Source organism: Halomonas sp. 707B3, assembly GCF_024158645.1.
GTDB classification, from domain to species: domain Bacteria; phylum Pseudomonadota; class Gammaproteobacteria; order Pseudomonadales; family Halomonadaceae; genus Vreelandella; species Vreelandella lionensis.
On sequence record NZ_JAMZBE010000091.1, the window covers coordinates 1 to 13,576 of the forward strand.

Here is a 13,576-nt window from a genome sequence, read left to right on the forward strand (position 1 = left end):
GGCATGGCACTGTCTGGGTGAATGGCGATAATGGCTATATTGCCATGCAGGTCAGTGGGTTAGAAGTGCTTCCGGGGGCCGGTCTCACGGATTCAGGGGATATGCTCTAACCTGGGGAGATTTAGAAAATCCAGAAGTAGCTCCATTGGTTAAATTGAGCTCAATGGTATTGTCTGTTTGTCTCGTGCAAGAATTACGCTGTATTGAAGGTCGTTATGAAGCTACCCTGAAAGGCACAAAGCGTATTTCTATGCCGTTGTATGATGAAGATCAGATTGTAAGTGCTAAGACACTAAAGATTTTAATCGAGGCAGTTCTCTGGGTATATGAAGAGAGACCTGAAACTCGCCTCAGTCTAGTAATGGACAGGTTGTCAATCGATATTGAGCGAGAACAATCTTTGCTTTCAGGTATGGAAAATCACCTCGAAGCCGCTCTGTACCAAGCGCGTGACAGCTATGCATTTGTTATTCTAGAACGTAAAGACGCTTACCATAAAGAAGTGCGTGAGCTTATGAAGGACATGAAATCTCATGCAGATTTATACGCTGCGAAGGTTCGTGAACTTGTTAATTCGCTCACACGTGATGCACTTGGTATTTTATTTTTTGTTGCTTTTTCGTTCATTGCCAAATTCGATAAGAACAACTTCGAAGACCTATTAGTTAGCGCTGAGTTGGCATTTTTGGTAAAAGTTCTGTCTTGCTACTTATTATTGTCATTTGTTCTCCAATTAGCTGCACACTGGCGAGATGTTTTGCTTGCTGATCAGGAAAGCAAAGCATGGCTCGATGTATTACAGCACTATTCATCACAGGCGGATAAGCAAAACCGTTTTCTTCAGCCTATCGATAAGCGGCGAAGAACTTTCTATTTTTTCTTGTTTATTACAGGTTGTGCTTATTTATTACTAGCTTGGGCAACATGGAATTTACCAAAGCTCATTGAACCTTGGATTGGTTAGCTATAATAAATGACAATAAAGGAAAGCCCCGCTAATTTTGCGGGGCTTTTTGTACAAAAAGATCACTTAACAGCTTTCCTACGTCCCTTTAGCTTGGGGGATCTTACCCAAGTCAGGTCGTAGTGCATGGGGCCTGTTGTCTGAATCACTTCTTTTGATATGACGGGCCACCATTCAATCAAGCGCAGCGCGGTTTGCCAGACGTTTTTCTTTTTCCAGTCCTTACCCAGGTTAATTGTGGTAATCCCGCAATATTCGAAGGCAAGCATTTCCGGGTCACCTTTATTGAAGCGATCCTTCGACAGGATCACCCAGGTTTCCTCTGATTGTTGAAGGCGTTCAAGCCACACTTGGTCGGGCACGCCATGGCCTCCGTTAAAGGTTTTGGCATGCACGATGGTATGGCTTTCGCTGCAGAGTTTGGCTAGGTGGTTAAGAGCGCTGGCAATGTGATGGCTGATGTTTTCGTCAATGAAGAAGTGCACCCGATAAAACCCTTGTCTCGAATTTTACGGCGCGTTCCACTTCCTCTTGTGTCACCTCATACGCACGGGCTGCCGCTTCGGCGCTGCCTTCTACCTCTGCCGCTTGAGCCAGCGTGGCGGTGGGCATGTGGCTGGGTAGCACAATGGGCTTGCCGAAGGCAAAGCGAGGATCGACCACGATGTTCTCGTCCTCGGGATCAGGCTTCCAGCGAATCGGGTAGCCGGATGGGTCAAACTCAATATCCGCTTTCAGCGAAGGGGAGATCACAGCATGAAACACGTTTTGACGTTTCACGAGGTCGGTGATGGCCGTTTCGCCGCTGTCTTCCAGCACCTTCAAAAACACTTTTTTGCCATCTGTGCTGAGTTGAGGGTTGATCAGAGGATAGTCACGCTGCAAGTAGTCTCTGAGCACGTGTAGTGCTTCACGAATCACCGGCAAGCTCACGTTGTGGCGACGGAATTGCTCCACCGCACGCAGTTCTAGCAGGTCCTTAAAGCTCAGCGTGTCTTCTGCGCCTAACGCTTGGGGTTCGGGTTCCCAGAGAGGCCCTTTGGTTGACCGCTCAGGCATCAGCCAACGGCGGATCTTCTCCGCGTCTACGCCAATGAGGCGCTCTGCTTGCCTGGGGCTGTAAAGCCCGATGTTAGTGAATGCGGTCATGATCTACCCCCCAGCTTGGTGCTAGGTGTGAAATACGGCGGTTTGAAAGTGGTGTCTTTTAGAGTGTTTTACTCTGTTATACATGGCTATAGTCTGACACTTTAAGTGGACAGCGCAAGGCATATTGGCCACAAAACGTGTCACTTTGCCACTTTCCGTGCTGCACTGCGCAAACCTGTTTAGAGCGTCTTTGCTGGCTAAAAAGCTGTTTTGGCTAACGGTTTTTATTGAGATCCAGCTACTCGCTGGGAGGCAACCACCTATAAAAAGCCTCGTATGTAATGGGCGTTGGCTAGGGCGTTTTCGAAGGTGTCGCCTGCTGAATGGCAGCCGGACACCACTAAACCATAGGTGTGGCACTCGTCGCCGCGCTCAATGGCATTAGGAAATAAAATTGCTCATCTTTATATCAGTGGGGGCAGCAGTGGCTAGCTTAATTCGAGGCCAGCGTAAGCTGATTTGATATTGCACAACCCCTGCATCACATTGCGTATTTTGCGGTCAAAAGCGGTATGGTGAGAGCCCGAGAGAGGCAGCGTTACGCCTATTACAGAAGATGAGGAGTCGTTATGGGGAAAACGCTAGGTTATGTTGGCGTGGCGCTAGTGGGGACCCTGCTGTTGTACGGCTGTAGTGGGCCTGAGGAAGAGGTCGCACAACACCAGCCACACTCAGTGGCCGAAGAGCGTGCTTCTAAACCTGAGCCGTCTGCACAACAGGTTGAGCCGCTCGATGTAATGATTTCAACCGCTGCTTTTTTACGTCCAGACCGGCGTTTGATGGTGGAAGGCGAAACCAATCTGCCAAATGATGCCCAGCTACAAGTAGTGGTAGAGCGAGAAATTAGCCGCGTACGCTGGCAAGAGCGTACACGTGTGGTGAATGGTAAATTTGAAGCTGGCCCACTGGGCTCTGGCAGTGGCTTACCGGATGGCAGTTATCTTGTCACCGTGCAGTTAGGCGAAGCCACCGTGCAGCCAGAAAGCGTGCAGGCACGCATTGGTACCCAGGGCGAATACTTGGCGGGAGAGCTCATCAGCCAGTCCCGCCATGGGTTAGGGCAGGTAGCCACCTACTCGCGCCGTTTCTTGGTAGGCAGTGAACCAAGACGGACGCGCGACCAGGTGGACGTTATTGAGGACAAGTAGGGATGGGGAGGTAGATGCTTTAGGCAGGACACCAGTGTGCTAACAACACCGCATGAATCGAGGTGTCAGTGGGCGCTTTGGAGAAGTGCTCAATGACAAATCGGCCATCACGCTGGATGAGATAGTGGCCTGCTTTATGAAACACATGCGTTGGGCCAAGCAACAGCAAATCACCAGAGGCTACTGGTGAAAAATCCGTTTCTTTGCCAGGGGTGGCCATCACGCAAGGTGCTTTCCAGTCAATCTTCAACGGCAGATGATGCGGTACGGTAATGGTCGTTGCCTGAACCTGTTCCCAGGGGAGGGGACCAGTATGGGTCAGGGTCAACAGTTGAGGCGCACTGTCACCTTCCAAAAGGGTAGCCAGCGAGCAATCAAGGGCATCGGCGAGCGCTACTAAGCGTTCATGACCGATCTGCTTGATCGCCCCGGACTCCCAATAAGAAATGGTGACATCTGACACGCCAACTTTACGTGCAAGGGCAGCTTTGTTGAGCTTGGCCCGAAGTCGCAGTTGCTTGATACGTGAGCCTAGCGATTCCATTTCATTTTCCTGTCGATGAGCTAAATCAGCTCGTTGAATGTACTTCCACCTTGATAGGTGGCGCTCTGAACATGCTGAAAATAGTGAGATTCATTCTCATGCATGAACACGAATCATAGGTACTACACCATACTAAGCGATTGTGCTTTAACGCGCATCTTCCTATCTATGTTCTGAGAGCTTTCGATCAGACGCTTTTAAGTCAAACTCGTTCCCTTCCCAATGCTGTTGGTTGTTCTTAGGGTGCGTATAATGGCGCCACGCTTAACTGCTAAAGGGAACTGTTGATGACCGTACGTACTCGTATCGCGCCTTCTCCTACTGGAGACCCCCATGTAGGCACGGCCTATATTGCACTGTTTAATCTCTGCTTTGCTCGCCAGCACGGCGGTCAGTTCATTTTGCGTATTGAAGACACCGATCAAGTACGCTCCACTCCTGAGTCAGAACAGATGATTCTCGACTCATTGCGTTGGTTGGGGCTTGAGTGGGATGAAGGTCCGGATGTAGGTGGTCCCCACGGGCCGTATCGGCAAAGCGAGCGGGGCGATATTTATGCGAAGTATGCCCAGCAGTTGCTAGACGCCGGGCATGCCTTTAAGTGTTACCGCACCAGCGAAGAGCTTGATGAGCTGCGCGAGTCACGCAAAGAGGCAGGCCTGCATTTGGCATTGAAGCCAACTGATTTAGCCCTGGACGCAGAAGAGCAATCACGTCGTGAGCAGGAAAGCTGGCCCTATGTGATTCGTATGAACGTGCCCAGCGAAGGCGTGTGCGTGGTTAGCGATATGCTGCGCGGTACGATTGAAGTGGATTGGGCGCAGGTTGATGCTCAGATTCTGATGAAATCAGACGGTATGCCTACGTACCACTTAGCTAACGTGGTGGACGATCATTTAATGGGCATTACCCACGTGCTGCGTGGTGAAGAGTGGATCAATTCCGCGCCGAAGCATCAACTGCTGTATGAGTACTTTGGTTGGGAAATGCCGCAGCTTTGCCATATGCCGCTGCTGCGTAACCCGGATAAGTCCAAGCTCTCCAAGCGTAAAAACCCAACGTCGATCAATTACTATCGCCGCATGGGCTTTTTACCCCAGGCCGTGACCAACTACCTGGGCCGTATGGGTTGGTCGATGCCTGATGAGCGTGAAAAATTCAGCTTGTCAGAGATGATGGCAGAATTTGATATTCAGCGTGTCTCGCTCGGCGGGCCCGTGTTCGACCTAGAGAAATTGACGTGGTTGAACGGTGTCTATATCCGTGAAGACCTGGATGACGACGCACTGCTGCAGGCGCTGCGTGAGTGGGCGTTCAATGATGCCTACGTGAAGCAGATTTTGCCGCAAGTCCGCCCTCGGGTAGAAACGCTCTCCCAGGTTGTTCCGCTGGCGGGCCACTTTTTCTCTGGCTTGCCCGCAATCACTAAAGATGATTTTGACAGCGTAAAGCTGGACAACGAAGAGCTAGTGAAACTGCTGCAATTCCTGGTATGGCGCTTTGAAGGCGTCTCTGCTTGGCATAAAGAAGCGTTGCTGGAGGAAGTCAAAAGTCTGGCAGAGCACTTTGAGCTAAAAATGAAGGCCTTCCTGGCACCAGTGTTTATTGCCATTACAGGCAGTACCTCAAGCACCTCGGTGATGGATGCGATGGCTATTCTTGGCTCTGACGTGACGCGTGCACGGCTTCGCCATGCGATTGCCGTATTGGGTGGCGTGTCCAAAAAGCAGGCGAAGCGCTTTGAAAAAGAGTACCGCGACCTGTAAATAATCATCGTTACTGGTGATTGAGAAGAGCGCCGCGCGATCTTAGCGTGAGAGCGCGGCGTTTTCTTCGATAAATAGGCTTGACGAAGATCAGGCGAATCAGTAGTATACGCTCCGTCTTCAAGACATGTGGGGCCTTAGCTCAGCTGGGAGAGCGCAACACTGGCAGTGTTGAGGTCAGCGGTTCGATCCCGCTAGGCTCCACCAATATCAGTAGCACTGATGTTGCCTTGTCAAAGATGCTTCCAGGTTAGATACGTCCCATTCGTCTAGTGGTCTAGGACACCGCCCTTTCACGGCGGTAACAGGGGTTCGAACCCCCTATGGGACGCCACCTCATATCTATATCCGCACGTCCAAAATATTATCATTAGCAAATAGCAATGAGTTTTCTCACTTGCTCTTTTTGCATTCCCGTCGTCTGGAACTTGCGTCTATTTCACGCGTTTTTTGTCAATATTGTGCTTGACTTGTCCACTTTTGCGTCTCCGTGGAACAGGTTGTGCACAACCACATAAATATGAAGCAAAAAATCAGCGATTTAGCTTAATTTCTTTAAAATCAGTAGTTTATGGTAGATCAAAAAATGACCAATTTAAGGCTGGGTCACTGTTCATGGCGATTGTGGGACGTTTTCTAGTGGTTGTGAACAGGGTTATCCACAGATAGTGTGGAAAACCCTGTCCAGGCTGGCAGTGCTAAAAAGTCAAGCGTTATTCAGGCTTGCGCAGCCGTTTTAATAGCGATGAAGTATCCCAGCGGCCACCTTCCATACGCTGTACATCCGCATAAAACTGGTCGACTAGGGCGGTAACGGGGAGGGTGGCATTTAGCCTACGTGCTTGCTCTAGGCAAATGCCCAAATCCTTGCGCATCCAGTCCACCGCGAAGCCGTGGTTATACTCATTGGCGATCATTGTTTTGTGGCGGTTCTCCATTTGCCAGGAGCCAGCCGCTCCTTTGGAGATGACGTCAATCACTTGATGCTGGTCTAGTCCTGCCTGTTCCGCAAAATGCAGTCCTTCCGCTAGCCCTTGCACTAAACCGGCAATACAGATTTGGTTCACCATCTTGGTGAGCTGACCGCTGCTGGCAGTTCCCATCAGTGTGACGGCGCGGGCGTAGTGGTTGAGAAAGGGCGCCACAGTGTCGAAGTGGTTTTGCTCACCGCCGCACATAATCGTTAGCGCGCCGTTCTCGGCCCCCTGTTGGCCGCCAGACACCGGTGCATCAATAAATGCCACGCCTTTCTCGCGGCAAGCTGCGTCCAGCTCCAAGGCCAGATCGGCCGACGCGGTGGTGTGGTCTACTAAGTAGCTGCCGCTCATCATGGTGCTGAGAGCGCCGTCTGGCCCGGTGGTTACTTGGCGAACATCGTCGTCATTTCCCACGCATACCAACACTAAATCAGCGCCCTCAGCCGCTTCGGCGGGTGTTGAGTGAGCCGTGCCGCCAAACGCCTTGGCCCATGCCTCTGCCTTGCTGGCAGTACGGTTGTAAACGCGAGTGGTAAGGCCTTGTTTGGCAAGGTGGCCGGCCATAGGGTAGCCCATTACGCCTAGGCCAATAAAAGCAACGGTGGTAATAGATCGCATAAAACACCTTTGTTGTTGGTAGGAAGCAAACAAAAGGCCACCCGTGGGTGGCCTTTGTCATCCTATGCGTGCATTAGCGCGTTAGCCGCCAATCACTTGGTAGGATAGTCACGTTTTTCGTGACCGATATACAGCTGGCGCGGGCGGCCGATTTTGTAGCTTTCGCTGAGCATTTCGTGCCAGTGAGAGATCCAGCCAATGGTGCGCGATACTGCAAAGATCACAGTGAACATATTGGTCGGAATACCCATGGCTTTCAGGATAATGCCTGAGTAGAAATCAACGTTCGGGTACAGTTTACGCTCGATGAAGTATTCATCTTCCAGGGCAATCTGTTCCAGGCGCTTGGCGATTTTGAGCTGCGGGTCGTCGGCCATGCCTAGCTCGGCCAACACTTCGTCGCAGGTCTCTTTCATCACTTTGGCGCGTGGGTCGAAGTTGCGGTAAACGCGGTGACCAAAGCCCATCAGTTTGAACGGGTCATTCTTATCTTTGGCTTTATCCACGAAGCGCTGAATGTTCTCTTCTGAGTCGTCACCAATCTCATCGAGCATGTTCAATACGGCTTCGTTTGCGCCGCCGTGAGCCGGGCCCCACAGAGCCGCGATACCGGCGCTGATACAGGCAAACGGGTTAGCACCGGTAGAGCCAGCTAGGCGAACGGTCGAGGTAGAAGCGTTCTGCTCGTGGTCCGCATGCAGCATAAAGATGCGGTCCATGGCTTTCGCGTATACCGGATTGATTTTGTACTCTTCGCACGGGTTGCTGAACATCATGTAGAGGAAGTTCTCTGCATAGCTCAGGTCGTTGCGCGGATAGTTGAACGGTTGGCCAACGTTATATTTGTGCGACATTGCTGCCAGGGTCGGCATTTTAGCAATGAGGCGAATAGCGCTGATCACCCGATCTTCTTCCTGAGTAATGTCCATGTGATCATGGTAGAAAGCGGCAAGGCCGCCTACCACACCACACAGAATCGACATCGGGTGCGCATCGCGGCGGAACCCTTTGAAGAAGTTGTTGATCTGGTCATGCACCATCGTGTGATTGCGAATGCGAGATTCGAAATCAGCATACTGCTCATCATTGGGAAGCTCGCCAAACAGCAGGGTGTAACAAACTTCTACAAAGTTCGACTCTTTCGCCAGTTGATCAATGGGGTAGCCGCGGTGCAGCAGTACGCCCTTGCCGCCATCGATATAGGTGATTGCGGACTGGCAGGAAGAGGTGGCCATAAAGCCGGGGTCGTAGGTAAACAGGCCTTCAGCACCTAGGCCGCGCACGTCGATGACGTCGGGGCCAAGTGTGCCGGAATACATGGGTAGCTCGATCGTCTTATCGAGACCGTCTACCGTCAATGTCGCTTTCCTGTCAGCCATGCTGGCCTCCTTTCGAGTTCGGTTTGGGACGTAAAGTCGTTGTTTCGCATGCCGCGCCGGCGAAAAGGCTTGCCCACTATAGAAGCGTGCGACATTTTGTCAATTAGCCTATGCGCTAGCCGGTCTTGTACATATATTGTTTGAGTGAATAATTTTTGTATATGATTAATGGGAGGTTCATAGTAACGAAGTGCCAGAGAATTGACGATACGTTAACAGGCTTATCAAATCGTCAATCAAGTGTCACTATAACCATGCTGCATCGCAAAATCGACTCGGGTTGGCGGCAATTTTCTTGCACCATGGTCGAGTTAAGCCTGAGTTCGGTTTGTCAGCAGGGGCTAAGGTTCTTATAATCCACGGCGCGCGACCGGCAGGTAGGTGGTCGTGCCCGACTTGGCAACGGCCGAGCCCCTTCCAGCAACCACTGCCCGCTCGGGCTATGCCCGACCTGTCGCTGAGCGGGCCAAGAGAGTGTGTATAACGCCGTGAATAGCAAACGACCCGTAAACTTAGACCTGACTACGATACATTTCCCACTTCCGGCCCTAACGTCGATTACACACCGTATCACGGGTGTCATCCTGTTCGTTGGCCTGATCTTCGCTTTTTGGGCGTTGGGTAAATCCCTGTCATCTCCGGCTGGCTTTGATGCTGTCAGCAGTGCCTTAGCCAACAACTTTTTGGCCAAGTTCATTGCGTGGGGGCTGCTGTCTGCCTTGGCATTTCACTTTGTGGCCGGCATCAAGCACCTATTGATGGACGCCAACATTGGTGTGACGTTAGAAGGTGGCGTTAAAAAAGCACAGGCTACTGTGGTAGTGAGTGCAGTTCTGATTATTCTGGCAGGAGTTTGGGTATGGTAACCAATATCACAAGTTTTGGCCGTAGCGGGCTGTCCGACTGGCTGATGCAGCGCGTTTCTGCGGTCATCCTGGCCCTTTACACGGTTTTCGTTGTTGCCTACCTGCTGTTTAATCCGAACCTGGACTACTACGCCTGGAGCGGGCTGTTCGAGCAAACGTGGATGCGCATTTTCTCGCTGCTGGCGTTTGTCTCTATCGCTGCGCACGCCTGGATCGGTTTGTGGACAGTCACTACCGATTACCTCAAGTCCACTCGCCTGCGCGTAGGTGTCCAGACGCTGATTATTCTGGCCATCTTTGTGTACCTGGTGTGGGGCATTCAAATTCTGTGGGGAGCTTGATACATGTCTAACCTTCGTAGCCTGACATTTGACGCCATTATCATCGGTGGTGGTGGCTCTGGCCTGCGTGCTGCGCTTGAACTGGCAAAGTCTGGTAAGAAGACAGCCGTACTGTCCAAAGTGTTCCCGACACGCTCTCACACGGTCTCTGCGCAGGGTGGTATTACTTGCGCCATCGCGTCTGCCGACCCGAATGATGATTGGCGCTGGCACATGTACGACACGGTAAAAGGCGGCGACTATATCGCTGACCAGGATGCCGCTGAGTACATGTGTTCTGAAGGCCCTAAAGCAGTTTTTGAACTGGAGCACATGGGCCTGCCGTTCTCACGTTTTGATAACGGCCGTATTTACCAGCGCCCGTTCGGCGGTCAGTCAAAAAACTTCGGTGAAGGCGGCCAGGCAGCCCGTACCTGCGCGGCAGCCGACCGTACTGGTCACGCACTCCTGCACACCCTGTACCAGAACAACCTCAAGAACAACACCACGTTCTTGAACGAGTGGTACGCGGTCGATTTGGTCAAGAACGCTAGCGGTGACGTGGTGGGCTGTATTGCCATGTGCATCGAAACCGGTGAAGTGGTTCACGTTAAATCGAAAGCCACGGTTCTAGCCACTGGCGGTGCAGGCCGTATCTATGCCTCTACCACTAACGCCCTGATCAACACCGGTGACGGCATTGGCATGGCGCTGCGCGCTGGCTTCCCGATGCAGGACATGGAAATGTGGCAGTTCCACCCGACCGGTATTTACGGTGCGGGCACCCTGGTAACCGAAGGTTGCCGTGGTGAAGGCGGTTACCTCGTCAATAAAGACGGCGAGCGTTTCATGGAGCGCTACGCGCCCAACGCCAAAGACCTGGCAGGCCGCGACGTCGTTGCGCGCTCCATGGTGATGGAAATTCTCGAAGGCCGCGGCTGTGGCGATAAGGGTGACCACGTCTTCCTGAAGCTTGATCACTTGGGCGAAGAAGTCCTTGGCAAGCGTCTGCCGGGTATTGTGGAGCTCTCCAAAACCTTCGCCCATGTTGATCCGGCGAAAGACCCGATTCCGGTCGTTCCGACCTGCCACTATATGATGGGTGGTATTCCGACCAACATTCATGGCCAAGCAATTACCCAAGACGAAAATGGCAACGACCATATCGTTAACGGTCTGTTTGCCTGTGGTGAAGCGGCGTGTGTATCTGTTCACGGTGCTAACCGTCTGGGCGGTAACTCACTGCTGGATTTGGTGGTCTTTGGCCGTGCGGCGGGTATGTTCATCGAAGGCGCGCTGAACGAAGGTATCGAGTATCTGGACGCTTCCGAGTCAGACATCGAATTCGCCATGAAGCGTATTACGCGCTGGAACGAGTCTGAAGAGGGCGGCGAAAGCATCCCTGAGCTGAAAGCCGAGCTTCAAGACATCATGCAGAACTCTTTCGGTGTATTCCGTGAAGAGAAAAACATGCAGGAAGGTGTCAAAAAGCTAGCGGAACTGCGTGGCCGTATTGCCAATGCGCACCTGCCGGACAAATCCAATGTATTCAACACTGCTCGTGTTGAGGCGCTGGAGCTGGACAACCTGATGGAAGTGGCAGAAGCAACGGCGATTGCTGCCCTTGAGCGTAAAGAGAGCCGTGGTGCCCACTCGCGCTACGACTACCCAGACCGTGATGATGTTAACTGGCTGAAACACTCGCTCTACTTCCCGGCCAGTAAAGAGCTGAAGAAGCGCGACGTCAACTTCAAGCCGAAAACCGTCGATACGTTCGAGCCCAAGGTTCGTACCTACTAATCTCCGCACCGACGAGAGGGAGTCACCATGTCCAATCTTCAGGTATCCGTATACCGCTACAATCCGGAAACCGACTCCGCACCTTATATGCAGGAGTTTCAGGTCGATACCAAAGGCCGCGATCTGATGGTGCTGGATGTTCTGCATTTGATGAAAGAGCAAGACAGCGGTCTGGCCTATCGCCGTAGCTGCCGTGAAGGCGTGTGCGGTTCCGATGGCATGAACATGAACGGCAAAAATGGCCTGGCGTGCATCACGCCGCTGTCAGACGTTGTGAAAAACAACAAGCTGACACTCCGCCCGCTGCCTGGCCTTCCGGTCATCCGCGATATGGTGGTCGATATGGGGCTGTTCTATAAGCAGTACGAGCGTATTCAGCCGTACCTGCAGAACGACACCCCGGCACCGGCTATCGAGCGCCTGCAGTCGCCGGAAGAGCGCGACAAGCTCGACGGCCTGTACGAGTGTATTCTCTGCGCGTGCTGCTCCACGTCGTGCCCGTCGTTCTGGTGGAATCCGGACAAGTTCGTAGGCCCAGCGGGTCTGCTGCAGTCCTACCGCTTCCTGGCCGACAGCCGCGATACTGCAACCCGTGAGCGCCTGACCAGCCTGGAAGATCCGTTCTCGGTCTTCCGCTGCCGTGGCATCATGAACTGTGTCGCCGTGTGTCCGAAAGGGCTCAACCCGACCCGTGCGATTGGTAAAATTCGTGAAATGTTGCTCGCGGACGCCACGTAACTACTTAATCCTATGAAGAAAAAGCGTCTACCACGTAAGTTGCAGCATAAAGCTACTTAAATCGTAGCGCTTCGCTTGTTATCATAGGGGCTGTCACGGTGCGGCGACGCGTCGCACCATGACCAGTCAAGTTTAAAAGCCGGTGCTTTAAGTACCGGCTTTTGAGCATGAACTGAGTGTGAATCGCGTCGCAAATACGTGTATGAATAAGGGCTTCCGGCCTCCGGTCGGCGCCGCCGGCAAACGTCCCGCCCCGCCGGCAGGGCAATAGCGATGTCGTTGCTAGCATGCAGCGATGCCGATACCACCCCATCAGTGCAGGGTGACCGAGAGATGCAACAAGGCATAATGGAGTTGATGTGGCGTTCCTCTCACGTTAGTGGTGGCAATGTCCACTACGTGGAAGCGCTTTACGAGCAGTACCTCGCCGATCCTGATTCTGTCTCAGACGAGTGGCGCAGCTATTTTGATCAGCTGCCGCGTTCTGAAGGCAGTGCCTCCCACGATGTTCCACTAAGCCCCATTCGTGATCAGTTCTACCAGCTGGGCCGTGAAAGCCGCCCAGGCCGGGTAGTCGCCGCCTCCGACAGCGGTGAGAACAAAAAGCAGGTCAAAGTCCTGCAACTGATCAACGCTTATCGCTTCCGTGGCCATCAAAAGGCCAATATCGACCCGCTTGGGCTGCGTAATCCCACCCCCGTCCCCGATCTCGACCTGTCGTTCCATCAGCTCACTAAAGCTGATCTCGACACTGAGTTCCAAACCGGTTCGTTTTTTCTAGGTATTGATAAAGCGCCGCTGCGTGACATCGTTGATGCGTTGGAGCAGACCTACTGTCGCTCCATCGGTTGCGAGATCATGCACATCGTTGATACCGAAGAGAAACGCTGGCTACAGCGTCGGTTTGAGTCGGTACGTAGTGCGCCTAAGTTCAGCGATGACGTGCGTAAGCACGTGCTGGAGCGGTTGACTGCGGCGGAAGGTTTGGAAAACTACCTGGCATCTAAGTACCCGGGTACCAAGCGTTTCGGTCTGGAAGGCGGTGAGTCGTTCGTGCCGATGATGGACGAGCTGATTCAGCGCGCGGGCGGTTACGGTACCAAAGAAGTCGTGATCGGGATGGCTCACCGTGGCCGTTTAAACCTGCTGGTCAACATTCTGGGTAAAAACCCAGCGGACTTGATCGACGAGTTCGATGGCAAGAAAGTCATTGAACGCGGCTCCGGCGACGTGAAATATCACCAGGGCTTCAGCTCGAACGTAATGTCACCGGGTGGCGAAGTTCACCTGGCCATGTCGTTCAACCC

At 52.7% G+C, this 13,576-nt stretch carries 12 protein-coding genes, 2 tRNA genes and 1 pseudogene; 10 read left to right on the forward strand and 5 right to left on the reverse strand.

Annotated elements, in window-relative coordinates; genetic code table 11:
* The first annotated feature begins 184 nt into the window (after positions 1–184).
* Positions 185–964 carry a hypothetical protein gene (locus BIS10_RS12400; RefSeq protein WP_253505677.1) on the forward strand — a complete coding sequence of 260 codons (780 nt, stop codon included), beginning with the start codon at positions 185–187 and terminating at the stop codon, positions 962–964.
* 62 nt (positions 965–1,026) lie between these two features.
* Here BIS10_RS12400 and BIS10_RS12405 read toward each other — a convergent pair whose 3' ends face one another.
* Together BIS10_RS12405 and BIS10_RS12410 are read right to left on the reverse strand one after the other, a co-directional pair.
* Positions 1,027–1,449 carry a hypothetical protein gene (locus BIS10_RS12405; RefSeq protein ID WP_253505679.1) on the reverse strand — a complete coding sequence of 141 codons (423 nt, stop codon included), beginning with the start codon at positions 1,447–1,449 and terminating at the stop codon, positions 1,027–1,029.
* Positions 1,433–2,113, reverse strand: coding sequence for a helix-turn-helix domain-containing protein (locus BIS10_RS12410; RefSeq protein WP_253505681.1), 681 nt, complete (start codon positions 2,111–2,113; stop codon positions 1,433–1,435). The genes BIS10_RS12405 and BIS10_RS12410 overlap by 17 nt, the downstream gene beginning before the upstream one ends.
* A gap of 569 nt (positions 2,114–2,682) precedes the next feature.
* Here BIS10_RS12410 and BIS10_RS12420 point away from each other — a divergent pair.
* Positions 2,683–3,261, forward strand: coding sequence for a hypothetical protein (locus tag BIS10_RS12420; protein WP_083026631.1), 579 nt, complete (start codon positions 2,683–2,685; stop codon positions 3,259–3,261).
* A gap of 19 nt (positions 3,262–3,280) precedes the next feature.
* Here BIS10_RS12420 and BIS10_RS12425 read toward each other — a convergent pair whose 3' ends face one another.
* The gene (locus BIS10_RS12425; protein WP_044627838.1) at positions 3,281–3,805 is read right to left on the reverse strand and encodes a helix-turn-helix domain-containing protein; all 525 of its coding nucleotides are present in this window, start codon (positions 3,803–3,805) and stop codon (positions 3,281–3,283) included.
* Positions 3,806–4,092: 287 nt separating this feature from the next.
* Here BIS10_RS12425 and gltX point away from each other — a divergent pair, with 287 nt between their 5' ends.
* The 3 genes from gltX (at position 4,093) to BIS10_RS12440 (ending at position 5,905) form a co-directional block, all read left to right on the forward strand.
* Positions 4,093–5,571: a glutamate--tRNA ligase gene (gene gltX / locus BIS10_RS12430; protein ID WP_253505683.1), complete on the forward strand. Its 1,479-nt coding sequence runs from the start codon at positions 4,093–4,095 to the stop codon at positions 5,569–5,571.
* A 131-nt stretch (positions 5,572–5,702) separates the two neighbouring features.
* Positions 5,703–5,778: transfer RNA gene (locus BIS10_RS12435), tRNA-Ala, on the forward strand.
* Between the two features lie 51 nt (positions 5,779–5,829).
* Positions 5,830–5,905: transfer RNA gene (locus BIS10_RS12440), tRNA-Glu, on the forward strand.
* A 379-nt stretch (positions 5,906–6,284) separates the two neighbouring features.
* Here the strand turns inward: BIS10_RS12440 and BIS10_RS12445 are convergent.
* Positions 6,285–7,166, reverse strand: coding sequence for an NAD(P)-dependent oxidoreductase (locus tag BIS10_RS12445; protein ID WP_062359305.1), 882 nt, complete (start codon positions 7,164–7,166; stop codon positions 6,285–6,287).
* A gap of 92 nt (positions 7,167–7,258) precedes the next feature.
* Positions 7,259–8,545, reverse strand: a complete 1,287-nt coding sequence (gene gltA, locus BIS10_RS12450) for a citrate synthase (protein ID WP_083026630.1) — start codon at positions 8,543–8,545, stop codon at positions 7,259–7,261.
* Positions 8,546–9,033: 488 nt separating this feature from the next.
* Between gltA and sdhC the strand changes: the two genes are divergently transcribed.
* From sdhC to BIS10_RS12475, 5 genes and pseudogenes are all read left to right on the forward strand, one after another.
* A complete protein-coding gene (sdhC, locus tag BIS10_RS12455) occupies positions 9,034–9,411 on the forward strand; it encodes a succinate dehydrogenase, cytochrome b556 subunit (RefSeq protein ID WP_207953651.1) in 378 nt (125 codons plus the stop codon).
* Positions 9,405–9,752: a succinate dehydrogenase, hydrophobic membrane anchor protein gene (gene sdhD / locus BIS10_RS12460; RefSeq protein WP_083026627.1), complete on the forward strand. Its 348-nt coding sequence runs from the start codon at positions 9,405–9,407 to the stop codon at positions 9,750–9,752. Before sdhC ends, sdhD begins: the two co-directional genes overlap by 7 nt.
* Positions 9,753–9,755: 3 nt before the next feature.
* Positions 9,756–11,531 (forward strand): succinate dehydrogenase flavoprotein subunit, encoded by a 1,776-nt coding sequence (gene sdhA, locus BIS10_RS12465; RefSeq protein ID WP_253505685.1) that lies wholly within the window; start codon positions 9,756–9,758, stop codon positions 11,529–11,531.
* A gap of 27 nt (positions 11,532–11,558) precedes the next feature.
* Positions 11,559–12,269 (forward strand): succinate dehydrogenase iron-sulfur subunit, encoded by a 711-nt coding sequence (locus BIS10_RS12470; protein WP_016914530.1) that lies wholly within the window; start codon positions 11,559–11,561, stop codon positions 12,267–12,269.
* 333 nt (positions 12,270–12,602) lie between these two features.
* Positions 12,603–13,576, forward strand: a pseudogene (locus tag BIS10_RS12475) (2-oxoglutarate dehydrogenase E1 component); the annotation flags it as partial.